17 protein-coding genes are annotated in these 24,181 nt (G+C 47.8%); 15 read left to right on the forward strand and 2 right to left on the reverse strand.

Annotated elements, in window-relative coordinates; genetic code table 11:
- Positions 1-47 precede the first annotated feature (47 nt).
- The 13 genes from dnm_RS00340 to dnm_RS31495 all read left to right on the forward strand — a co-directional run bounded on the left by dnm_RS00340 (position 48) and on the right by dnm_RS31495 (position 17,508).
- On the forward strand, positions 48-1,205 hold the full coding sequence (locus tag dnm_RS00340) for an ATP-binding response regulator (protein ID WP_207680733.1): 1,158 nt from the start codon (positions 48-50) through the stop codon (positions 1,203-1,205).
- A gap of 298 nt (positions 1,206-1,503) precedes the next feature.
- Entirely contained in the window at positions 1,504-5,280 is a 3,777-nt protein-coding gene (locus dnm_RS00345) for a fibronectin type III domain-containing protein (protein ID WP_207680734.1), read from the forward strand.
- A gap of 65 nt (positions 5,281-5,345) precedes the next feature.
- Complete coding sequence (locus dnm_RS00350; protein ID WP_207680735.1) at positions 5,346-5,912, forward strand: hypothetical protein; 567 nt, start codon at positions 5,346-5,348, stop codon at positions 5,910-5,912.
- A gap of 9 nt (positions 5,913-5,921) precedes the next feature.
- Positions 5,922-6,428, forward strand: coding sequence for a hypothetical protein (locus dnm_RS00355; RefSeq protein WP_207680736.1), 507 nt, complete (start codon positions 5,922-5,924; stop codon positions 6,426-6,428).
- Positions 6,429-6,493: 65 nt separating this feature from the next.
- Positions 6,494-7,060: a hypothetical protein gene (locus tag dnm_RS00360; protein ID WP_207680737.1), complete on the forward strand. Its 567-nt coding sequence runs from the start codon at positions 6,494-6,496 to the stop codon at positions 7,058-7,060.
- Positions 7,061-7,069: 9 nt separating this feature from the next.
- Positions 7,070-7,636: a hypothetical protein gene (locus dnm_RS00365; protein WP_207680738.1), complete on the forward strand. Its 567-nt coding sequence runs from the start codon at positions 7,070-7,072 to the stop codon at positions 7,634-7,636.
- Between the two features lie 77 nt (positions 7,637-7,713).
- On the forward strand, positions 7,714-8,754 hold the full coding sequence (locus tag dnm_RS00370; protein ID WP_207680739.1) for a hypothetical protein: 1,041 nt from the start codon (positions 7,714-7,716) through the stop codon (positions 8,752-8,754).
- Positions 8,755-8,770: 16 nt separating this feature from the next.
- Positions 8,771-9,088 carry a hypothetical protein gene (locus dnm_RS00375; protein WP_207680740.1) on the forward strand — a complete coding sequence of 106 codons (318 nt, stop codon included), beginning with the start codon at positions 8,771-8,773 and terminating at the stop codon, positions 9,086-9,088.
- Between the two features lie 248 nt (positions 9,089-9,336).
- On the forward strand, positions 9,337-9,768 hold the full coding sequence (locus dnm_RS00380; protein WP_207680741.1) for a hypothetical protein: 432 nt from the start codon (positions 9,337-9,339) through the stop codon (positions 9,766-9,768).
- 197 nt (positions 9,769-9,965) lie between these two features.
- Positions 9,966-11,441, forward strand: coding sequence for an IS4 family transposase (locus dnm_RS00385; RefSeq protein ID WP_207679109.1), 1,476 nt, complete (start codon positions 9,966-9,968; stop codon positions 11,439-11,441).
- 24 nt (positions 11,442-11,465) lie between these two features.
- Positions 11,466-15,566, forward strand: coding sequence for a hypothetical protein (locus dnm_RS00390; protein WP_207680742.1), 4,101 nt, complete (start codon positions 11,466-11,468; stop codon positions 15,564-15,566).
- 107 nt (positions 15,567-15,673) lie between these two features.
- Positions 15,674-17,221 carry an ISKra4 family transposase gene (locus dnm_RS00395; protein WP_207679586.1) on the forward strand — a complete coding sequence of 516 codons (1,548 nt, stop codon included), beginning with the start codon at positions 15,674-15,676 and terminating at the stop codon, positions 17,219-17,221.
- Positions 17,222-17,271: 50 nt separating this feature from the next.
- Complete coding sequence (locus dnm_RS31495; RefSeq protein WP_353740355.1) at positions 17,272-17,508, forward strand: FG-GAP repeat protein; 237 nt, start codon at positions 17,272-17,274, stop codon at positions 17,506-17,508.
- Here dnm_RS31495 and dnm_RS00405 read toward each other — a convergent pair whose 3' ends face one another.
- Positions 17,509-18,984, reverse strand: coding sequence for an IS4 family transposase (locus dnm_RS00405; RefSeq protein ID WP_207679109.1), 1,476 nt, complete (start codon positions 18,982-18,984; stop codon positions 17,509-17,511).
- 161 nt (positions 18,985-19,145) lie between these two features.
- On the opposite strand from dnm_RS00405, the gene dnm_RS00410 reads away from it, so the two are divergent.
- A complete protein-coding gene (locus tag dnm_RS00410) occupies positions 19,146-22,274 on the forward strand; it encodes a CAP domain-containing protein (RefSeq protein ID WP_276571920.1) in 3,129 nt (1,042 codons plus the stop codon).
- A gap of 22 nt (positions 22,275-22,296) precedes the next feature.
- Here dnm_RS00410 and dnm_RS00415 read toward each other — a convergent pair whose 3' ends face one another.
- The gene (locus tag dnm_RS00415; RefSeq protein ID WP_207680744.1) at positions 22,297-23,250 is read right to left on the reverse strand and encodes a transposase; all 954 of its coding nucleotides are present in this window, start codon (positions 23,248-23,250) and stop codon (positions 22,297-22,299) included.
- Positions 23,251-23,449: 199 nt separating this feature from the next.
- On the opposite strand from dnm_RS00415, the gene dnm_RS00420 reads away from it, so the two are divergent.
- A complete protein-coding gene (locus dnm_RS00420) occupies positions 23,450-23,989 on the forward strand; it encodes a hypothetical protein (protein ID WP_207680745.1) in 540 nt (179 codons plus the stop codon).
- Positions 23,990-24,181: the final 192 nt, after the last annotated feature.

Consider the following 24,181-nt stretch of genomic DNA (forward strand, 5'->3'; position numbering starts at 1 on the left):
CTAACACCTGACACTTTCAACTGAGGCATACTGAAATGACGAATGAAATGATAAATAACAAAATATTGCTGGTAGATGATGAAGAAGGCATCCGAAAGGTTCTGAGCATCGTTATTGCTGATATCGGATATGAGGTTCATACCGCGGAGAATGCTAAGGAAGCACTGGAGATTTTCAGAAAAGAATCCCCCTCCATTGTTCTTACAGATATAAAAATGCCGGGAATGGACGGCATAACGCTCTTGCGAAAGATAAAAAACGAAAATCCTGAGACAGAGGTCATCATGATCACGGGTCACGGAGATATGGAACTTGCTGTGAAAAGTCTCAAATATGAAGCCACGGATTTCATCACCAAGCCTATTGACGACACAATCCTCGAAGTTTCTTTGAAAAGAAGCTGCGAAAGAATTTTAACTCGCCAGAAATTAAAAGAATATACTGAAAGTCTCGAAGCCCTTGTACGAGAAAAAGCAGCGATCCAGGATCGTCTTTCCTCATTGGGACTGATGGTAAGTTCCATATCCCACGGGATAAAAGGCCTGCTGACCGGTCTGGACGGAGGCATATATCTGCTTGATTCAGGTCTCATAAAAAAAAAGGATGACCAGATTAACGAAGGGTTGGGAATTATAAAAGTTATGACAGAGCGTATCAAAAAAATGATTCTTGATATCCTCTTTTATGCAAAAGAAAGAAAATCTGAATGGGAGGAAACCGATGTGACTGACTTTGCCAACGAGGTCGCGGACGTTGTCGAAAAAAAGATGCAGGACCATCATATCGAATTTCTCCGTGACTTTGATTCTGAATCAGGTGTGTTTGAGGCTGATGTTTCTGCTCTCCGTTCAGCTCTGATCAATATTCTTGAGAATGCAACAGACGCGTGTGCCGAAGATAAATCAGAATCCTCGAAAAAAATTATTTTTTCAGCCAAAAAGGAAGGTAATTCTATTCGGTTCGGTATTCAGGATGACGGAATCGGTATGGATGAGGAAAAAAGAGAAAAAATATTTACGCTCTTCTTTTCATCAAAAAAAGAAAAAGGAACCGGACTCGGACTTTTCATAGCAAACAAAATCATCACGCGGCACGGGGGCACAATAAAGGTGGACTCCGCCCCGGGACAGGGAACCTTTTTTCACATAAAACTGCCGAAAAAAATTCCGCAGCAGCTAAAAATCCCTAGTTCGATGAAAAGTTAATTTCAGTCATTTGTGATTTGTGATTTGTCATCTGTCCGGAAGGTCATCGCTGTTTAAGCAAAAATATCACTCAGGCTTCCCAAGGCGGGCGAAACAAAGCCTGCCCCCCCCTGGAAAACTGATTTTATATCTGAAGAAATGAATCCCCGGTCCGTGAATTTCCTATCTCCTGAGGCCCCCGGTCTGACCATTTCTTCAGGTCTTAAGTACCTAACCATAAATTTTTTTCGACTTCAGCTCCGAGGGGACCGTCACCTTTGTTCCGAAAATCAGCTTTGACGATCCGGACCGCCGGGTGATGGGAGAAACCGGCACATGGCACGACATGAGCGGACTGACCCTCGGACCGGGGGAGACATCCGTCAGTGTTTTTGATTTGGACGCCTCCTCTCAGGGAACTTACGGACTTGTGAATGTGAACGTGAATTATCCCAATCATGAGGTCCTGATCTGCGACAAAATTGAACTGACATCCGGGGAGGCCGACACGGAGCCTCCCTCTGTCCCGGAAGGCCCGGGCGCTGAGATCATGCCCGGCCCGCAGGTCCGCCTGACCTGGAATCCCTCATCGGACAATGTCGCCACTGCCGGGTACCGGATTTACAGCGGGGACGGCACGGAGATCGGAACGGCTCCGGATGCCGTGTATGTGATTTATGATGTGACTCCGGGAACTTATGCTTACACGGTCACGGCTTATGACGTCCCGGGAAACGAGTCCGCGCATTCGGATCCGCTGACTGTGACTGTCGGATCCGGTTACGTTCTCCTGCTGGCGAATTTCGGGGGAGATGAGTCCGGGAACCGCTTCGGCATTGCCGGATGGGACACCGTCATAAAGGACTGTTACACGGATTACCGTGATATCGGTCCCGGGGGAACCACGGTCACCGTGGGAACAAACGGGTCCTATGACCATCAGGGCGTGACAGGGCCTGCGAGAGCGTTCGCACCGGGTGACAGGATCGCCGTGACCTGGCACAATAATTCGGATGAGACCGTCACCTTTGTTCCGAAAATCAGCTTCGACGATCCGGACCGCCGGATTTCAGGAGTGACCGGCACATGGCACGACATGAGCGGGCTCACGGCCGGACCCGGGGAGACAGGTGTCAGTGTCTCTGATTTTGACACTTCCTCTCAGGGAACTTACGGACTCGTGAACGTGAACGTGAATTATCCCAATCATGAGATGCTGATCTGTGACAAAATTGAACTGATGATCCCCGGACAGGGCACGGACACGGAGCCTCCGACTGTTCCGCAGAATCTCACTGCCGTGGAAATTCCGGTGGTTCTGGGATATCAGACAGGTCTTTCCTGGGATCCGTCCTCGGACAACACGGGCGCTGACCATTATGAGATTTTTCGTGACGGCGTGAACATTGCGGACAATGTCACGGAAACGGCCTATGACGACAGCGACGGGCTGACTTCGCAGACAACTTACACCTACACGGTGAGCGCCTGCGATGCCGCGGGAAACTGCTCGGGTCAGAGTGATCCCGCCCTCGTGACAACGGGCGGCAACACGGCCCCGTCCCTCACGCTCACCGAGCCGGACGGCACGGACGACACCGCGGGCGATACCTATGTTATAACCTGGAATGACGACGACCCCGATGACAACGCCCAGATTTCCCTGTATTATGACACGGACAGTGCCGGGGCCGACGGGACTCTTATTGTGAGCGGTCTCGGCGAGGACGCTGACGGCACAGGGGACGAATATGAATGGGACACGTCGGCCCTGTCCCCCGGGGATTATTATGTTTACGGCGTGATCAGCGACGGCGTGAACGATCCTGCCACGGTTTACGGCACAGGGCCGGTGACAATAACGGAAACTGTCCCGCCGCCGGAGATCGTCAACTTCACGGCGGACCCGGAAACAATAACTGCCGGTGAGAGCAGCACTCTGACATGGGAAGTCATCAATGCCGGCACTGTGAGCATTGATCAGGGGCTCGGCAGTGTCTTGTTGAATGGCTCTCGCTCCATATCGCCCCAGGAAACCACGATCTACACACTTACAGCCGGGGGGCCGGAAGGTGTAACCTTGAAACAAAGCATATCTGTTTTTGTTACAACGAATTATCCCTCCGCAGATACAGAAGTTAAGATCAGGCCTGATGCGATTTTTATTGACGAACCTGAATATGTTATGATCAAAGTGAGTATTCCTTATGATGCCGGCGGGGATATCCCCTCAGTATGTCTCAAACGTGTTGACGCCGAGGGAAACCTGCTTGCTTGCGAAGGCAGCCTTACAGATGACGGAAATGCGGATAACGGTGATGAAGTCGCAGGAGACGGTGTGTTTACAATCAGAAAACTTTTCTCCTCATCTGTCGGAGAAACAATACATTTACGAATTCTCATGACACAGGATTCGCAGACTGCCGCATCGGATATCTTTTCCCTGGATGTGTTTGCCCATCTCACCGATGCGGAATTCGATGCCATTCTGGCTTTGCAGGCTGATGCTGTGCGGAACTACAAAGAACTGACCGATTCTCTCGGAAAAGAGGCGGCCAGAGATACGGTTTTTGCACAGATCGAAAGCGACCCGATTGTCTTGCAGGCGGGAATGTCGGAAGGCGGCAACGGAATTTGGATGCTCTATAGGTGCGGTGTCCTCGGTGCCCTCAGATTAAATGTTTCAGATATACTTGAGGAAGAAGGTTCCTTATCTGCACCGGCTTCAAAAAAATCTGTGCGGCATCGGATGAGCAGAAAAGCCTTACGAGGTCAGACAGATGCCGAAGAGATCGGAAATAAAAAAGCTGTTGTTCTCGGGGCATTTAATTGGCAGCTTAACCAAAACCCCCTCACTTTGGGAGATCAGAGCCCTGAAATAAAGCAGTTTCTTGAAGACTCAGGCTGTCCCGGTTTTGAAACTCCGATAGACTATTTGTTGGATGGCGAAGTGACTGTGGATGTGATGAAGACACTGCATCACTATGGTGTTATAAGCATTAACACCCATGGCAATACTTATTATAAGGGACTATGGTCATTGTGGAGAGAGAAATGGGGATGGAACTCCGAGGAGAGTCAGGTGGTACTTTTCACCGGACAAGAGCCTACCAGTATCAACTTCTCGGCGTATGAAAGGGATTTGAAAAAAGGGAGAGTGGCGATTGGCAGAATCGACGAAACAGACAAGCCATACTATGCCATATTGCCTTCATTCATCCGATACTATGCAGAAGAGGGATATCCTGACAGCCTTGTTTTTGCAGGAGCATGCAGGTCACTGTACAATACCTCCATGGCCGATGCTTTTTTTGATAAGGGAGCAAAAGTTTACCTCGGCTATTATGAATACACAAATGCAGCTATAGCCAAAAAGTGCGGGATGACTTTTTTTGAAAAATTTATAGCAGATCCTGAAATAAAATATGCGGATCAGGCATTAATTTATGTTCAGGGTGCAGTGTCCTCTGTTATCCAAATCCGGCAACGAGCGAGGCTTGCACTCCCGAGCAGCGAATTGGAAAACGGAGGATTTGAGACGGGAGATTTGTGCGCATGGGAAGGCTCCGGTGACAGCCGGGTGTTAAGCCAGTTTGATTATATTGCTCCTGTGAGCGGCGATTTTTTCGGACTTGTTTCCACAGGACTCGGCTTCAGCACAACATCCGGCTCGGTTGCACAAAAATTCTGCCTGCCGCTGAATGCCCGGAATCTGGAATTCTATTGGAACTTCAGTTCCGAGGAATTTCTCGAATGGTGCGGTGATATCTATCAGGATTACTTCCGAGTTCATATCATTACAGATTCGGGGATATATCCTGTCTTTCAAAAAAATATTGACGACTTATGCGGCAGCGTGAGACCTGCGTTGTTGAAATTCGATAAGAGTTCGGATTCCTGCATATCTTCCGCGGGAAATGACTGCATTGTATGGACAACCGACTGGAAATTCGAATCTGCCGATCTGTCCGAAATCGTTGCCGGGGCAGATCAGGACATACCGGTGACAATACAATTTTCAGCAGGAGATGTCGGAGACAGCATCTTTGACTCGGCCATATTGCTGGATGATATCAGGATCACCACCGGTGACTGACTTTATTATCTTCGGAGGGAAAAATATCTGTTTCTCCCTCCGAATTTGGCACTAACGGGGAAATTATGAAAAAAAACTGTATCCGCAGGGTGTTATACCTCATATTTATTCTCATAATATTGACAAACCCGGGCTGCGGACTGCGAAGAATAGAGAAGCCCGAATCTGACAAAGTCCGCATTATTCTTTACCGAAAATGGTGGCCAAAGGTCATTGACAGTCATATCCCTTTTTTTTCGGAACTTTTCAAAGAATCCGAGATTCTCTTTAAAAGTGCTGATACCACTTATAAGCTTGTAATGACAGAGGAACGAATCACCGAAGTAAAAGGGCAAACTGTTCTGGCACTGATTTACCCGGAAGTTGATATCTCACCGAGATGGTCATTTGACACATATTTTACTCATCTGTACATACCTCTTGACACGAAATGGTATGACGGAACTGTCTTTTTTCGCGGAAGATATGACCATCCCCGCGGCAGCATAGTGCCTGATTACTCCCTGATATCAAGAGGACTGGGTGTTGTTATTAACACCCGGGGAACAGGCAGGATAAAAGAGATTCTTCGCAAGATGGGAATAGAGACGGAATATCCGGAGCCGGAGCCTTCCGAACGGGGAGGAAAGTAGGAGGAGATCATGCGCAGGGCAAATATATGTCTGATCCTGGGCATACTTGTGCCGGGGATATTAATGAACACTGCCTGCGGACTGCGAAGCATAGAGAAGCCCGAATTCTGCCTGCCGCTGAATGCCCGGAATCTGGAATTCTATTGGAACTTCAGTTCCGAGGAATTTCTCGAATGGTGCGGTGATATCTATCAGGATTACTTCCGAGTTCATATCATTACAGATTCGGGGATATATCCTGTCTTTCAAAAAGATATTGACGATTTATGCGGCAGTGTCAGACCTGCGCTGTTGAAATTCGATAAGAGTTCGGATTCCTGCATATCTTCCGCGGGAAATGACTGCATTGTATGGACAACCGACTGGAAATTCGAATCTGCCGATCTGTCCGAAATCGTTGCCGGGGCAGATCAGGACATACCGGTGACAATACAATTTTCAGCAGGAGATGTCGGAGACAGCATCTTTGACTCGGCCATATTGCTGGATGATATCAGGATCACCACCGGTGACTGACTTTATTATCTTCGGAGGGAAAAATATCTGTTTCTCCCTCCGAATTTGGCACTAACGGGGAAATTATGAAAAAAAACTGTATCCGCAGGGTGTTATACCTCATATTTATTCTCATAATATTGACAAACCCGGGCTGCGGACTGCGAAGAATAGAGAAGCCCGAATCTGACAAAGTCCGGATCATTCTTTACCGAAAATGGTGGCCAAAGACCATTGACAGTCGGAGTCCCTTTTTTTCCGAACTCTTACAGGAATCCGGAACTCTCTTTAAAACAGCGGATACTACATATTTGCTGGTAATGACTGAGGAACGAATCACCGAAGTAAAAGGGAAAACTGTTCTGGCAGTGATTTATCCGGAAGTTGACATCTCACCCGGATGGTCATTTGACACATATTTTACTCATCTGTACATACCTCTTGACACGAAATGGAAAGACGGAACTGTCTTTTTTCGCGGAAGATATGACTATCCCCCGGGCAGCATAACACCTGATTATCCCCTGATATCAAGGGGAATGGGTGTTGTTGTTAACTATCAGGGAACAGGCAGGATAAAAGGGATCCTTCGCAAGATGGGAATAAAAATGAAATATCCGGAGCCGGTGCCTTCCGAAAGAGGAGGAAAGTAGGAGGAGATTATGCACAGGGCAAATATATGTCTGATCCTGGTTATACTTGTGTCGGAAATATTAATGACCCCCGGTTGCTGCGGACTGCGAAGAACAGAGAAGCCCGAATCTGACAAGGTCAGGATCATTCTTTACCGGAAATGGTGGCCAAAGGTCATTGACAGTCAGATCCCTTTTTTTTCGGAACTTTTCAAAGAATCCGAGATTCTCTTTAAAAGTGCTGATACCACTTATAAGCTTATAATGACAGAGGAACGAATCACCGAAGTAAAAGGGCAAACTGTTCTGGCACTGATTTACCCGGAAGTTGATATCTCACCGAGATGGTCATTTGACACATATTTTACCCATCTGTACATACCTCTTGACACGAAATGGTATGACGGAACTGTTTTTTTTCGCGGAAGATATGACCATCCCCGTGGCAGCATAGTGCCTGATTACTCCCTGATATCAAGGGGACTGGGTGTTGTTATTAACACCCGGGGAACAGGCAGGATAAGAGATATTCTTCGCAAGATGGGAATAAAGATGAAATATCCGGAGCCGGAGCCTTCCAAACGGGGAGGAAAGTAATGACCCGGGTTTCTCAGAAATTTTTTCCGAACGCCCGGAAAATTATATAATTTAAATTTTTTAAGAAGGAGGTGCTTATGCAAAACCACAGGAACGGCATTATTTTTGTCAGAGCAGTAATTATCTTTATCTGCGTCATAAGCGGTTTCACAGCAAAGGCGGCGTGCGCCAGGGAAGTGGACCCGTCATCGGAAGATCGTCACTCAATAGCAATCAGCGCCCCTGCCACAGGAGTCTATGCGGTTATGCGGGATCCTTTATCCGTGGAGAATCCCTGCGAAGAGGGATTTGATCAGCTTGCATTCTGCGCTTCGTCTGTCGGCGAAGACATGGGAGGCGGAAAGCTGAGGCTTGTGATAAGGTACAGGATATCTCAGGGGAATCCTTTTGAGTCTCCTGTTCCCCCCACCTCCGATGAGTGTTACCATATCGTGGAAGAGATGGGAGAGAACTTTTTTATCCCCTCGGACTCACCTGCAACATTTGCAGCCGCTTTAAGCAAACCTGTCCCCCTTTGGGCCACGGACGTCTGCTTTTACCTGGTTTACAAAGGAAAGATCGGCTCCGAGGAGGATGCCGCGGCTGCGGGATTTAAGGACATATCGGAACCGACCCCTTTGTGGGTGTTCAACGCCATGGATAAGATATGCCTTTTCAGCCAGATTTACAAAGCAGGTTCGCCCGATGCCCTCAGTGCGGTTGACAATTCGGCAAACGGCGGCGACGAAAACGGAGAGGACAATGAATACGGTACTGATCCGATAGACATCTCAGAACTGACCTACTCATTTTCTCCGGCCGGTACCCCCCTTTTCACCTTGGCCGCGGGAGACCATTTCACGCCCTTTGCCCTTCTGACTGATTACGAGTTTGATGTCGGCTATGCCTATATGACCTCATCGGGATCCGAGTCCGGTGAAAGCAGACGGTCCGGCATAAAAAACCAATATGAGGCTTCGTCATCCCTTAATATGGACAGCCAGGGACAGGTGAGGAAGTTTCCAACTTTCGTAAAGTTCAGAGATGTTTTTATGTACGGAGGTTCCACGTTAATCCATATAATAAGGCCGTATCCCGAAGGCGGATCATCCTGTCCGCTTCCGGCTTATGATTACTGATGACAGGGAGGTGAACATGTACAGAATTCTTATTACGTTTTTTCTCACACTGGCCATATCCGGCTTCGCATACTGCCAGTCTTTCACAGTGAGAGAAGTGAGCGGAGACACGGAGGAGGCCGTGCTGTATGACGGCCATACCGGTGAGGAACTGACCGTGAGGGTCGGCCATGAGACCGAAGGATGGGTGATCACGGAGATAACTCCCGATCATGTGACAATAACGAAACCCGGAGAAGAGGGCGGTCCGACATTGGTGACTGAAATCCCTGTTAAGAGCGGGATGGCCACAGTGGAAACGATACCGGCACCCGGCGGAATGAATGCCGAATAACTCTCAGACTCCGAAAAAGTGCGGGGAAGTGACACCGCCCCGCTGAACGAAAACATTCACCGCACCGGCAGGCAGCGGCGGGACGAAATAAAAAGAGGAGGCATCCCGGGAACTTCCTCCCTGTTTGCGGGACGGGGTTTGCAACCCCGTCCGAAACATTCATCTGCGGAGATCCGTAAAACATTCCGGACGAGGTTGCAAACCCCGTCCCGCATTATCAAACCACATTAAAAAAGGAGATAAGAATCATGCAGAAGCGGAGAGGCAGGGTATTTTCCCTGAGGGGAACAATTTTTTTCACTGTGATTGCGGTGCTGTGTCTTTTCACAGCATATGCGGGAGCCGATCAGATTCTTCTGGCGGATTTCGGCGGGAACGGATCTGAAAACACTTTCGGCCTTGCCGGATGGGACACCGTCATAAAGGACTGTTACACGGATTACCGTGATATCGGTCCCGGGGGAACCACGGTCACCGCGGGATCGAACGGGTCCTATGACCATCAGGGCGTGACAGGGCCTGTGAGAGCGTTCGCACCGGGTGAGAGAATCGCCGTGACATGGCACAACAGCTCCGAGGGGACCGTCACCTTTGTTCCGAAAATCAGCTTTGACGATCCGGACCGCCGGATTTCAGGAGTGACCGGCACATGGCACGACATGAGCGGGCTGACCCCATAGGTGTAAAGTTAAGGAACTGCTGAATTGTAAAAATATCCTTTTATAACATATGGTTGTTGTTTAAATAAAATGCAAGAAATGCCGTGTCGCAAATTACTTTTTCATTGCATCTCTCAGCACATGCTGATATTCCGGACTGTGTGAAAAAAACAAAATATCCGACAATCTCATAAGATCATATTTGGGAGGACTGTGCAATGATAAATAAACAGATTAAAATTGATGTCAGAACAGTTAAAAAGTTTTTCAAAAAAGGAAAGATCAGAAAAATAGCTGAAAAAACCGGTTTCATAAAGAGAAAACGGAAATTGGACGCATTCGAATTTTTCATATCGCTGACTTTCGGTTCGCTGACAACGACCACAATAACTCTGGGTGCCATAGCGGAAAATCTGTCCGAATGTATTTCAAGGGCGGGAATAAATGACCGTTTTAATCAGTATGCCATTGATTTTCTGACAGAAGTTTTTTCATTTTTTTTCAGAACGGCGACTGAAAACGGACATAATATCAATATTGACGTATTAAATCAGTTCGGCAGAGTGAATATTATTGACAGTTCGTCATGGGAGCTGCCCCCGGGCCTGAAATCCGCATTTCCGGGATATAACATTGCGGGTTGCAAAGTTCAGTTAATGTATGATTACAAAACCGGAGTGATTCAGCTGTTTGATATAAAAAAACAAACGTGTAACGATCAGAGTTATTCGAAGACACTGGGCGATCAGATCAGCGCGGATGATCTGCTTATTTTCGATCTGGGATATTCAATTGCGGACATGCTGAAAATAACTGATGACAAAGAAGCCTTTTTCATATCCCGTTTTAATTATTCCGGAATCGGTCTGTATATAAAGAAAGGGGAAGAATATGAGAGAATCGGAATCTCGGAGATATTGAAAAAGCTGAACGGCAATGAGACAATATTTGAATTCGAATGTTATACGGGAAACAAAGAGAAAAAGATAAAGATACGCTTTTTCGCAGTCAGAGTTCCGGAAGAAGTTGCAAACAAAAAACGGAGAAAAATGTGTCAGAATGCCAAAAAGAAAGGAAGAACCCCCAAGAAAGAATCACTGCGACTGTGTGAGTGGAACTTTATGATGACAAATATTCCTGCTGAGAAAACGGAGGATGTGAGAACCATCCTTGCATTTTATCCGATCAGATGGTCTGTGGAATTATTTTTCAAACAGTTTAAATCGGTATTGAACATTCATAAAACAGAAGTAAGAAACAATGAGGACAGGCTCAGGTGCGAAGTATTGGGAAAAGCGATAGTTGTGATGTTCATATCCTACTGTTATTCGAATGCCAGATCAGAGGCATGGCGGATACTCGGCGAAGAGGTAAGTATTGACAAGACAGTGAAATATTTCAGAAGAAACATAGCCGGTCTGACAGTGCTGCTTTCGGATTCTGCTGACAAAGCGGCAAAACATGTCAGGAAAATGATAGCAAAAATAACTGACACATGCCGGAAAGAGAGGCAGAAAAGCAGAAAAAACTCCCTTGATGTACTTATCGACGGAGCAGTTCTTGAAAACTATAAATATGTAAAGGTAAACCTCTCGGAACTCGGGCAGCCGGGTAAAGGCATGCCTCTGTCTTTCCGTCTTTTCAATCTGATAAATGTGAATTTATTTTTTGAAATCATACCGTTAGCAGGTTAGTTAAGTATCCTTAACTTTACACCTATGGGGCTGACCCTCGGACCGGGGGAGACATCCGTCAGTGTCTTTGATTCGGACGCCTCCTCTCAGGGAACTTACGGACTTGTGAATGTGAACGTGAATTATTCCAATCATGAGGTCCTGATCTGCGACAGAATTGAACTGACATCCGGGGAGGCCGACACGGAGCCTCCCTCTGTCCCGGAAGGCCTGGCCGCTGAGATCATGCCCGGCCCGCAGGTCCGTCTGACCTGGAATCCCTCGTCGGACAACGTCGCCACGGCCGGGTACCGGATTTACAGCGGGGACGGCACGGAGATCGGAACGGCTCCGGATGCCGTGTATGTGATTTATGATGTGACTCCGGGAACTTATGTTTACACGGTCACGGCTTATGACGTCCCGGGAAACGAATCCGCGCATTCGGATCCGCTGACTGTGACTGTCGGATCCGGTTACGTTCTCCTGCTGGCGAATTTCGGGGGAGATGAGTCCGGGAACCGCTTCGGCATTGCCGGATGGGACACCGTCATAAAGGACTGTTACACGAATTACCGTGATATCGGTCCCGGGGGAACCACGGTCACCGTGGGAACAAACGGGTCCTATGACCATCAGGGCGTGACAGGGCCTGCGAGAGCGTTCGCACCGGGTGAGAGAATCGCCGTGACATGGCACAACAGCTCCGAGGGGACCGTCACCTTTGTTCCGAAAATCAGCTTTGACGATCCGGACCGCCGGGTGATGGGAGAAACCGGCACATGGCACGACATGAGCGGGCTGACCCTCGGACCGGGGGAGACATCCGTCAGTGTCTCTGATTTGGACGCCTCCTCTCAGGGAACTTACGGACTTGTGAATGTGAACGTGAATTATCCCAATCATGAGATGCTGATCTGTGACAAAATTGAACTGATGATCCCCGGACAGGGCACGGACACGGAGCCTCCGACTGTTCCGCAGAATCTCACTGCCGTGGAAATTCCGGTGGTTTTCGGATATCAGACAAGTCTCTCCTGGGACCCGTCCTCGGACAACATGGCTGTTGACCATTATGAGATTTTTCGTGACAGCGTGAACATTGCGGACAATGTCACGGAGACGGCTTATGATGACAGCGACGGTATCGTTCCGCAGACAGCTTACACCTATACGGTGAGCGCCTGCGATGCCGCGGGAAACTGCTCGGCACAGAGCGATCCCGCCGTGGTGACAACAGGCGGAAACACCGCTCCGTCTCTCACGCTCACCGAGCCGGACGGCACGGATGACACGGCAGGTGATACCTATATTATAAGGTGGACAGATGACGATCCTGATGACGACGCTCAGATTTCCCTGTATTATGACACGGACAGCTCCGGAGCCGACGGAACGCTCATTGCGGGCGGTCTGGGCGAGGACGCGGACGGCACAGGGGACGAATATGAATGGGACACCTCGGGCCTGTCCCCCGGGGATTATTATGTGTACGGCGTGATCAGCGACAGCGTGAATGCTCCTGTCACGGTTTACAGCGGCGGTACGGTGACAATAACGGAATCTGTCCCCCCGCCGGAGATCGTCACGTTCGCAGCGAGCCCGGAAACGATAACGGCCGGTGAGACCAGCGTCCTGACATGGGAGGTTGCCAATGCCGACACTGTGACCATTGATCAGGGGATCGGCAGCGCGGGCGTGAGCGGTTCGGTGACGTTGCAGCCTTCTGAGACAACGACCTATACGCTCACGGCTTCCGGCCCCGGAGGCACATCAACCCGAAGCATCATAATAACAGTAAGTTATCCTCTTCCTACTGTTACAACAGGTGCCGATCCTGTGACGATTCAGTCCGGCGAGTCGTCAGTACTGACATGGACTTCGACCGATGCGGAATCCTGTTCAATCACCCCTGATATCGGCAATGTTGATTTAAACGGTTCTGTCACAATATCGCCAACAGAAACAACAACATACACTGTCACTGCCACCGGCCCCGGCGGCACGGCTGCTGCCGATGCCGATGTCGAGGTGATTTTTCCTCTGTCCGTCACGGTTATTGAACCGGACGGTGCTAACGATATCGCTCACAGAAACTTTAGGATACAATGGACCGATGTCAGTCCGGATAGCGGGACTGTGTCAGTTTCTCTCTTCTATGATACGGATAACAGCGGTGAAGACGGAATATTGATTGTAAGAGGTCTGAGCATGGCTTCGACGGATTCCTATGGCGAATATGTCTGGAATACGGCAGAGATACCCGAAGGAGCATATTATGTGTATGCTGTGATTAACGACGGAGTGAGTGAGGCGACACACTACAGCGAGGGTATGCTGACAGTTGATCATACGACTTTTTCTAATGAAATCAAGCTCACAGCCAGTGATGCGGCAGAATCTGATTTTTTTGGAGGTTCCGTAGCCATCAGCGGAGACTATGCTGTTGTCGGAAGTCTGAATGACAGTTGCGATACATATATATTCAGGCGTGAAGGCACGGAATGGGTTGAACAGACCAAACTGGGCAAATCCGGAAATTCTGTAGCCATCAGCGGTGACTATGCTATCGTGGGGGACTCTGATTATCATTCCGGAGCATATTATTCAGGCGCTGCATATATATTCAGGCGTGAAGGCACAGAATGGGTTGAGCAGGCCAGACTTGTGGGCAATGACATCGAAATGTATGACTATTTCGGAACCTCCGTAGCCATCAGTGGTGACTACGCCATTGTAGGCGCTCCTGAAGGTTCCGGTAGTCTCACGACTGACGAAGGAGCAGCCTACATATTCAGGCGTGACGGTGACACATGGACCGAGGAAGCCAAGCTGTCCACCTATGAACAGACAGGTGAAAAATATTTCGGACGGTCTGTGGCTATCAGCGGAGACTATGCTGTTGTAAGTTCCCACCTTGATTTTCGTTGGGGTTGCCAGGGCGGTCCTCATGTTTACTCAGGCAAAGTATATATTTACAAGCGTGAGGGGACGGAATGGAGACGGAAGAATAGTCTCAGAACTTACTCGGGTTATAACCATCAAATCACAGATAACTTTGGCTGTTCCCTGGCTATAAGCGGTGACTGCCTTGTCGCAGGGGCAGGGGCAAGGGTTTCCGGCCGTTTCAGATATAAATACGACAATCCAGGTGCGGCTCACGTTTACAGGCATGACGGCTCGGACTGGATTAAGGAAGCCGTACTCACCGCCACTGATCCGAAAGGACGCGACCTTTTTGGAGACTCCGTCTCCCTGAACGGTGACCATATTGTTGTGGGATCGCCCGGCGGGGATGGCAATTCAGAGGAAGTCTGGATTTTTAAACACAACGGATCAGAGTGGTCTCCATATGCCAGATGCAAAGCCAGTGACGCTGAAAAATATGATGATTTCGGAATATCTGTGTCCGTCAGCGGCGGCTACTTCATTGTGGGAGCTTCCCGTGATGATGACTACGGAGGCAGCTCCGGTTCGGCTTATATCTATTCGATTGAGAATATTCTCGCCGCACCGGCGATCAATGTGCTCGAACCGGACGGAGATAATTTTGCAGACACACAGTTTCTAATAAAATGGACAGATATTAATCCTGATGATGATGCGGAAATTTCTCTGTACTATGATACAGACAACAGCGGTGCTGACGGAACCCTGATCGTCAGCGGGCTGAATGAGACCCCTGACGGTTCCGGGGACACATATCTGTGGAATACGGCAGAAATGCCGGAAGGAATGTATTATATCTATGCTGTGATTAATGACGGGATATATGATCCGGTCGTGAGTTACAGCGAGGGCATGGTGACAGTCAGCCATACATTTTCTTCCGAACTCAGACTTATCACGGGCGATCCCTCGGAAACGGATGATCTGGGATTTTCCGTAAGTATGGACGGCGACTGTGCCATTGTGGGAGTACCCTATGATGACAGCGGAGATGACATAGGCTCGGCCTGGATTTTCAGACGGGACGGTTTTGTCTGGACCAGGGAAGCCAGACTCACACCCGGCGACGGCGCCAAACATGACCTTTTCGGAACTTCCGTATCTGTAAGCGGCGATTATGCTGCCATAGGCTCACCTGATAATCATAAGGGTGCGGCTCTTTTAGGTCGAGTGGAAAATTCAATCATATATAAATGATACAAATTTTTATCCTTGATTTTTTATGTATTATTTGCTATGTATGAAAAGTGGACAGTCATATGAGGGAAATGCTGATAAATGGCAAACAGGAAAGAAAATCATAATTGTCGTCCTTGTCAACAACAGAAGTTGCCTTCGCCGCCTCGACAGAGAAATATCTGGAACTCATCGGCCATCTGGAGTTGCCTGAAAGTCATTCTATGACTCACAGTGATTTGGAAAATCTTTTGTCCGGCGAAGGCCGCGAACTGATGCGAAGACTCATGGAAGATCATCTGAGAATCCGGGCTTGCGGAGATGACGTATGGAAATCCGTGACCGGTTCCGATGGCATTGAACGAACTCATAAGATATTGCGGGAAAGGACAGTGATGACAGTGTTCGGGAAGGTGAGAATAAAACGCACAGGTTATTCGCGTCCCGGGAAGAGCAGTCTGTTTCCCCTGGATGCTGTCCTGAATCTTCCCGAAGGCATCCATTCTTACGGAATCAGAAAGGCACTTGCCCTGGAAGTCTCGAAAAGTTCTTTTTCGGAAGCGACAGATTCGATCAGACGGCAGACCGGAGTGAGAATGCATAAAAGACAGGCGGAACACCTGTCCCGGAAGGCGGTGCGGTGTTTTGACGAGTATTATGAGCAGACTTGCAGCCTCCTGCCCGGGGAGGCGGAAAAACTGCCTTTGCTGATTCTGACAACGGATGGCAAGGGAATAGTTGTCAGGAAGGAGGATCTGAGGGAGGAGACAAGGAAAAAGGCTGAAAATGCCCGAAGAAAGCTGAATAAGAGAATCTCCAAGGGAGAAAAGAAAAATCGTAAGCGCATGGCAACTGTCGCGTCAGTTTATCATATGGAGAGATTTGTACGCTCCCCCGAATCTGTGGCAGGAGAATTCGCACCGGAATCGGAATCGGAAAAAAAAGGAAGGCCCCGCCCCGTGGCAAAGAGGGTGTGGGCAAGTCTGGAGAAAAGTCGGGAGGATGTCATTCGTGAGATTTTCGAGGAGGCTCTGAGAAGAGACCCGTCAAACAGCAAAAAGTGGGTGTGTCTGGTTGATGGGGATCCTCATCAGTTGAAAAGTGTCAACAGGCAGATCGAAAAATTTTCGGTGAGCGCCGTGGTGATACTGGACATCATTCACGTCATCGAGTATTTGTGGAAAGCTGCGAGGGTTTTTCATGATGAGGCAAGCAGGACATCCGAAAAATGGGTCTCAGAACGTCTTCTGGGAATATTGCGGGGCAGAGCCAGTCTTGTTGCCGGGGGGATGAGAAGGTCCGCCACCCTTCTGAAGATAAGACGGAGTTCGAGAAAACCTGTCGATGTGTGCGCCGACTATCTTCTCAAAAATTCGCCGTATCTGCGTTACAATGAGTATCTCGGAGAGGGATTGCCGATTGCCACAGGTGTGATCGAAGGCGCCTGCCGGCATCTGATCAGGGACAGGATGGATATCACCGGAGCCCGGTGGAGTCTGGAAGGTGCGGAGGCGGTGCTGAAGCTTCGATCACTGAGATCAAGCGGTGATTTTGATGATTATTGGAAATTTTATGAGCTTCAGGAATTTGACAGAAACCATTATTCAAAGTATTCCGACCCGGCCATTCTGGACGAATTGTCATCAAAGGAATTTGTGGAAGGGAAGTCGACCTAAAAGAGCCGCACCCTAATCATAATAACGGCCATAGTACAGGTTCTGTCTATATCTTCAGGCGTGAGGGCACGGAGTGGACAGAGGAAGCCAAGCTTATCCCCGGCGATGTCGAAGTATCAAGCAGTTTCGGAAAGTCTGTATTTATCCATGATGGGTATGTGGTTGTAGGAGATTCGGGAAATTATTATCTCGGATATCAGACGGGCGCGGCATATGTGTTCAGACATGAGGGCACGGAATGGACCCGGCAGGCAAAACTCCATAGGTGTAAAGTTAAGGATACTTAACTAACCTGCTAACGGTATGATTTCAAAAAATAAATTCACATTTATCAGATTGAAAAGACGGAAAGACAGAGGCATGCCTTTACCCGGCTGCCCGAGTTCCGAGAGGTTTACCTTTACATATTTATAGTTTTCAAGAACTGCTCCGTCGATAAGTACATCAAGGGAGTTTTTTCTGCTTTTCTGCCTCTCTTTCCGGCATGTGTCAGTTATTTTTGCTATCATTTTCCTGACATGTTTTGCCGCTTTGTCAGCAGAATCCGAAAGCAGCACTGTCAGACCGGCTATGTTTCTTCTGAAATATTTCACTGTCTTGTCAATACTTACCTCTTCGCCGAGTATCCGCCATGCCTCTGATCTGGCATTCGAATAACAGTAGGATATGAACATCACAACTATCGCTTTTCCCAATACTTCGCACCTGAGCCTGTCCTCATTGTTTCTTACTTCTGTTTTATGAATGTTCAATACCGATTTAAACTGTTTGAAAAATAATTCCACAGACCATCTGATCGGATAAAATGCAAGGATGGTTCTCACATCCTCCGTTTTCTCAGCAGGAATATTTGTCATCATAAAGTTCCACTCACACAGTCGCAGTGATTCTTTCTTGGGGGTTCTTCCTTTCTTTTTGGCATTCTGACACATTTTTCTCCGTTTTTTGTTTGCAACTTCTTCCGGAACTCTGACTGCGAAAAAGCGTATCTTTATCTTTTTCTCTTTGTTTCCCGTATAACATTCGAATTCAAATATTGTCTCATTGCCGTTCAGCTTTTTCAATATCTCCGAGATTCCGATTCTCTCATATTCTTCCCCTTTCTTTATATACAGACCGATTCCGGAATAATTAAAACGGGATATGAAAAAGGCTTCTTTGTCATCAGTTATTTTCAGCATGTCCGCAATTGAATATCCCAGATCGAAAATAAGCAGATCATCCGCGCTGATCTGATCGCCCAGTGTCTTCGAATAACTCTGATCGTTACACGTTTGTTTTTTTATATCAAACAGCTGAATCACTCCGGTTTTGTAATCATACATTAACTGAACTTTGCAACCCGCAATGTTATATCCCGGAAATGCGGATTTCAGGCCCGGGGGCAGCTCCCATGACGAACTGTCAATAATATTCACTCTGCCGAACTGATTTAATACGTCAATATTGATATTATGTCCGTTTTCAGTCGCCGTTCTGAAAAAAAATGAAAAAACTTCTGTCAGAAAATCAATGGCATACTGATTAAAACGGTCATTTATTCCCGCCCTTGAAATACATTCGGACAGATTTTCCGCTATGGCACCCAGAGTTATTGTGGTCGTTGTCAGCGAACCGAAAGTCAGCGATATGAAAAATTCGAATGCGTCCAATTTCCGTTTTCTCTTTATGAAACCGGTTTTTTCAGCTATTTTTCTGATCTTTCCTTTTTTGAAAAACTTTTTAACTGTTCTGACATCAATTTTAATCTGTTTATTTATCATTGCACAGTCCTCCCAAATATGATCTTATGAGATTGTCGGATATTTTGTTTTTTTCACACAGTCCGGAATATCAGCATGTGCTGAGAGATGCAATGAAAAAGTAATTTGCGACACGGCATTTCTTGCATTTTATTTAAACAACAACCATATGTTATAAAAGGATATTTTTACAATTCAGCAGTTCCTTAACTTTACACCTATGGGCAAAACTCACTCCCGATGATCCGGAAAGTGGCAGGCGCTTCGGAATATCCGTATCCATGAACGGTGATTATGTCATTGTGGGCGATGATGACGGTGATGCCCCGGGGAGGATAACCGATTCAGGCTGTGCCTATATTTTCAGACATGAAGGTACGGAATGGCTCCAGCAGGCAAAACTTACCGCCAGTGATGCGGCAGCAAATGAGTCTTTCGGGATGTCCGTCTCCCTCAGCGATGAATACGCCATTGTGGGTTCCTCTTATGACGACGACGGAGGAACCTCTTCAGGCGCTGCATATATCTTCAGGCGTGAGGGCACGGAATGGAGTCAGCAGGTAAAACTCACTGCCGATGATCCGGAAGCATATGACTGTTTCGGAAGCTCCGTATTTCTTGATGGTGACTACGCTGTTGCAGGTGTTCCTTATGACGATGATGCCGGATCAGGTTCAGGTGCCGTATATATTTTTAAGCGTGAGGGCACGGAATGGAACCCGCAGACCAAGCTCACTGCCAGTGATGCGGAAGCATCTGCCTATTTCGGGAAATCTGTGGCCATAAGTGGCGGTTATGCTATTGTGGGCGCGTTTTATAAAGATTATAACAGCCATTCAGGTTCAGCCTATATTTATCCGCTTGCCACTGCAAGCATAACTGCCCAACCTGAAGTTATTCCTCCTGGCGGAACTTCGGTGCTGACATGGGACACAACCCATGCGGATTCCTGTGTGATCGAACCGGATATCGGCAATGCTGATCCGAACGGCTCTGTCGAAATTTCGATGACTGAAACGACGACTTATACCATCACGGCAACAGGCACCGCAGGCACCGGCACGGACAGCGTGACAGTTGCTGTCGCGTCAGCGCCCACAGTGAGCATCAGTGCGGAGCCTGAAATTATTCAGGAAGGTGATTCTGCGGTTCTGACATGGAGTTCCACCCATGCGGATTTGTGTGTGATCGAGCCGGATATAGGCAATGCTGTTCCGAACGGCTCTGCTGAGATTTCGCCGACTGAGACGACGACTTACACCATCACCGCCACAGGTCTCGCCGGTACTGTCAATAAACAGATTACAGTTATTGTGACAGCTCCGATGCCTGTGGTAACCATCAGCGCAGATCCGATAAATATTCAGCCCGGACAGACGAGCACGCTGTCATGGCATTCCCAAAACGCTGATACCTGTGTGATCACTCCGGATGTCGGTGATGCTGACCTGAACGGTTCTGTCACGGTATCACCGGGTGAGACCACGACTTATACAATTTCGGCCACAGGTCTGGGACTCACGGCCACAGCCCGGGTCAGAGTTTATGTCGGAGACGGAAACGAATACGCATATGGCGATCCCTCTCCCGCGGAACAGGCCCACTTGGAAGCTCTCAATCGTGCGCGTCTCGACCCGCACGCGGAAGCGGAGCGTCTGGGCATAGAGCTTTTCGAGGGAGTTCCGGAAGGAGAGATTACAGAAGAACCTTCACAGCCGCTGGCATTTAATGCCCGGCTGTACGAAGCTGCCTGTCTTCACTCACAGGATATGATTGACCGGCAATATTATGCGCATAACACACCTGAAGGGCAGACACCTTCTGACCGCATAGAAGCGGCCGGTTATCTTTACAGCACTAATGGTGAAAATATCGGATACCGAGCCTCTTCCGAGCCTTTGGATGAGACAGATGCGGTATTAAGGAAACATGACAGTCTTTTCATTGACGCAGGTGTCGAGGGCCGGGGGCATCGCGTAAATATCCTCAATAATGATTTTAAGGAAGTCGGTCTCTGTGCTGCTCATGGTTCTTACGGGGAATATCCTTATTGCCATATGTTTACCTGTGACTTCGGTGCGTCAGCGGAGAATTATGATTCCTTTCTCACGGGCGTTGTCTATGATGATCAGAACAATGACGGCGTCTATACCGCAGGCGAGGGAACAGAAAACATTGAAATTGTGATCGCCGAATCCGGGGCAGTGACCCGCACAGCTTCGGCAGGCGGATACGGAATTCCCCTGTCTCCGGGCGATTACACGGTAAAAGCCGTTCTGCCGGACGGACGTGAGGCCATACGCGAGATCAGCATTGCAAACCGGAATGTGAAACTTGATTTTCTGCTTGGTGATTTCGGGCTTCAGCCGTGTGCTGTGACGATTGCTGCTGATTTTCAGATTATCAGCAGCGGAGATTCCGCCACCCTGACATGGCAGTCCGAACATGCGTATTCTGTTTTCATAGACAATGGTGTCGGTTATGTGCCAATGAGCGGCTCTGTCACAGTATCACCTGCGGAGACCACGATCTATACCGTCATGGTCACAGGTGCCGCAGGCACTGCCACTTCTTATGTGACCATCTGTGTGGATGAACTTCCCCCGCCGCCTTCCGTGGAAGTCAGTCTCACACCGGAACTGCTCGGACAGGGCGGAACAGCCACTCTCTCCTGGACTTCGACCGATGCCGAGTTTGCCTATATTGACAACGGTGTGGGCGAGGTTCCGGCAGACGGCTCACTCGAACTTCAGCCGGATCACACAACAATTTATACGGTCACCGTTGTCGGTCCCGGGGGTCCTGCGAGTGCCGAGGCCGTGCTTATGGTGGCCGGCAGTCCCGAACCTCAGCCCGAAGGCTCCTTCGGCAGCCAATATGAGGACCTGGTTCCCACAAACGCCACGGTCGGGAGCTACGATGCAAAACGTTTTTCCATAATCACCGGGCTGGTTCATAATGCGGACGGCCTCCCCCTGGCGGATGTCTCTGTTATGATACTGGGCCATCCCGAATACGGAACAGCGTTTACCGGTGCGGACGGGCGGTTTTCCATTCCCGCTGAGGGCGGATCGGTGATGACCCTTGTTTACCGGAAACAGGGGCTGCTCACGTCCCAGCGTCAGGCCGAGGTGCCGTGGAACGACATTGCTGTTGCGGAGGCAATTCAGATGATTCCCGAGGATCCGGAATCCTCGGCAGTGATATTTGACGGAAACCCGGACACGGTGGCAACGCTCCGAAGCTCGCCTGTGAGCGACGCGTTCGGAACCCGTTCCTGCACCATGGTCTTCCGGGGAGACAACCCATAGGTGTAAAGTTAAGGATACTTAACTAACCTGCTAACGGTATGATTTCAAAAAATAAATTCACATTTATCAGATTGAAAAGACGGAAAGACAGAGGCATGCCTTTACCCGGCTGCCCGAGTTCCGAGAGGTTTACCTTTACATATTTATAGTTTTCAAGAACTGCTCCGTCGATAAGTGCGTCAAGGGAGTTTTTTCTGCTTTTCTGCCTCTCTTTCCGGCATGTGTCAGTTATTTTTGCTATCATTTTCCTGACATGTTTTGCCGCTTTGTCAGCAGAATCCGAAAGCAGCACTGTCAGACCGGCTATGTTTCTTCTGAAATATTTCACTGTCTTGTCAATACTTACCTCTTCGCCGAGTATCCGCCATGCCTCTGATCTGGCATTCGAATAACAGTAGGATATGAACATCACAACTATCGCTTTTCCCAATACTTCGCACCTGAGCCTGTCCTCATTGTTTCTTACTTCTGTTTTATGAATGTTCAATACCGATTTAAACTGTTTGAAAAATAATTCCACAGACCATCTGATCGGATAAAATGCAAGGATGGTTCTCACATCCTCCGTTTTCTCAGCAGGAATATTTGTCATCATAAAGTTCCACTCACACAGTCGCAGTGATTCTTTCTTGGGGGTTCTTCCTTTCTTTTTGGCATTCTGACACATTTTTCTCCGTTTTTTGTTTGCAACTTCTTCCGGAACTCTGACTGCGAAAAAGCGTATCTTTATCTTTTTCTCTTTGTTTCCCGTATAACATTCGAATTCAAATATTGTCTCATTGCCGTTCAGCTTTTTCAATATCTCCGAGATTCCGATTCTCTCATATTCTTCCCCTTTCTTTATATACAGACCGATTCCGGAATAATTAAAACGGGATATGAAAAAGGCTTCTTTGTCATCAGTTATTTTCAGCATGTCCGCAATTGAATATCCCAGATCGAAAATAAGCAGATCATCCGCGCTGATCTGATCCATAGGTGTAAAGTTAAGGAACTGCTGAATTGTAAAAATATCCTTTTATAACATATGGTTGTTGTTTAAATAAAATGCAAGAAATGCCGTGTCGCAAATTACTTTTTCATTGCATCTCTCAGCACATGCTGATATTCCGGACTGTGTGAAAAAAACAAAATATCCGACAATCTCATAAGATCATATTTGGGAGGACTGTGCAATGATAAATAAACAGATTAAAATTGATGTCAGAACAGTTAAAAAGTTTTTCAAAAAAGGAAAGATCAGAAAAATAGCTGAAAAAACCGGTTTCATAAAGAGAAAACGGAAATTGGACGCATTCGAATTTTTCATATCGCTGACTTTCGGTTCGCTGACAACGACCACAATAACTCTGGGTGCCATAGCGGAAAATCTGTCCGAATGTATTTCAAGGGCGGGAATAAATGACCGTTTTAATCAGTATGCCATTGATTTTCTGACAGAAGTTTTTTCATTTTTTTTCAGAACGGCGACTGAAAACGGACATAATATCAATATTGACGTATTAAATCAGTTCGGCAGAGTGAATATTATTGACAGTTCGTCATGGGAGCTGCCCCCGGGCCTGAAATCCGCATTTCCGGGATATAACATTGCGGGTTGCAAAGTTCAGTTAATGTATGATTACAAAACCGGAGTGATTCAGCTGTTTGATATAAAAAAACAAACGTGTAACGATCAGAGTTATTCGAAGACACTGGGCGATCAGATCACATAGGTGTAAAGTTAAGGAACTGCTGAATTGTAAAAATATCCTTTTATAACATATGGTTGTTGTTTAAATAAAATGCAAGAAATGCCGTGTCGCAAATTACTTTTTCATTGCATCTCTCAGCACATGCTGATATTCCGGACTGTGTGAAAAAAACAAAATATCCGACAATCTCATAAGATCATATTTGGGAGGACT

Source organism: Desulfonema magnum (assembly GCF_017377395.1).
GTDB lineage: Bacteria > Desulfobacterota > Desulfobacteria > Desulfobacterales > 4be13 > Desulfonema_C > Desulfonema_C magnum.

What these genes read in the sequence shown, in the direction of transcription:
- dnm_RS00340 (WP_207680733.1), top strand. Translation starts at nt 48, where the DNA reads ATGATAAATAACAAAATATTGCTGGTAGATGATGAAGAAGGCATCCGA.
- dnm_RS00345 (WP_207680734.1), top strand. Translation starts at nt 1,504, where the DNA reads ATGGGAGAAACCGGCACATGGCACGACATGAGCGGACTGACCCTCGGA.
- dnm_RS00350 (WP_207680735.1), top strand. Translation starts at nt 5,346, where the DNA reads ATGAAAAAAAACTGTATCCGCAGGGTGTTATACCTCATATTTATTCTC.
- dnm_RS00355 (WP_207680736.1), top strand. Translation starts at nt 5,922, where the DNA reads ATGCGCAGGGCAAATATATGTCTGATCCTGGGCATACTTGTGCCGGGG.
- dnm_RS00360 (WP_207680737.1), top strand. Translation starts at nt 6,494, where the DNA reads ATGAAAAAAAACTGTATCCGCAGGGTGTTATACCTCATATTTATTCTC.
- dnm_RS00365 (WP_207680738.1), top strand. Translation starts at nt 7,070, where the DNA reads ATGCACAGGGCAAATATATGTCTGATCCTGGTTATACTTGTGTCGGAA.
- dnm_RS00370 (WP_207680739.1), top strand. Translation starts at nt 7,714, where the DNA reads ATGCAAAACCACAGGAACGGCATTATTTTTGTCAGAGCAGTAATTATC.
- dnm_RS00375 (WP_207680740.1), top strand. Translation starts at nt 8,771, where the DNA reads ATGTACAGAATTCTTATTACGTTTTTTCTCACACTGGCCATATCCGGC.
- dnm_RS00380 (WP_207680741.1), top strand. Translation starts at nt 9,337, where the DNA reads ATGCAGAAGCGGAGAGGCAGGGTATTTTCCCTGAGGGGAACAATTTTT.
- dnm_RS00385 (WP_207679109.1), top strand. Translation starts at nt 9,966, where the DNA reads ATGATAAATAAACAGATTAAAATTGATGTCAGAACAGTTAAAAAGTTT.
- dnm_RS00390 (WP_207680742.1), top strand. Translation starts at nt 11,466, where the DNA reads ATGGGGCTGACCCTCGGACCGGGGGAGACATCCGTCAGTGTCTTTGAT.
- dnm_RS00405 (WP_207679109.1), bottom strand. Translation starts at nt 18,984, where the DNA reads ATGATAAATAAACAGATTAAAATTGATGTCAGAACAGTTAAAAAGTTT.
- dnm_RS00415 (WP_207680744.1), bottom strand. Translation starts at nt 23,250, where the DNA reads ATGGATCAGATCAGCGCGGATGATCTGCTTATTTTCGATCTGGGATAT.
- dnm_RS00420 (WP_207680745.1), top strand. Translation starts at nt 23,450, where the DNA reads ATGATAAATAAACAGATTAAAATTGATGTCAGAACAGTTAAAAAGTTT.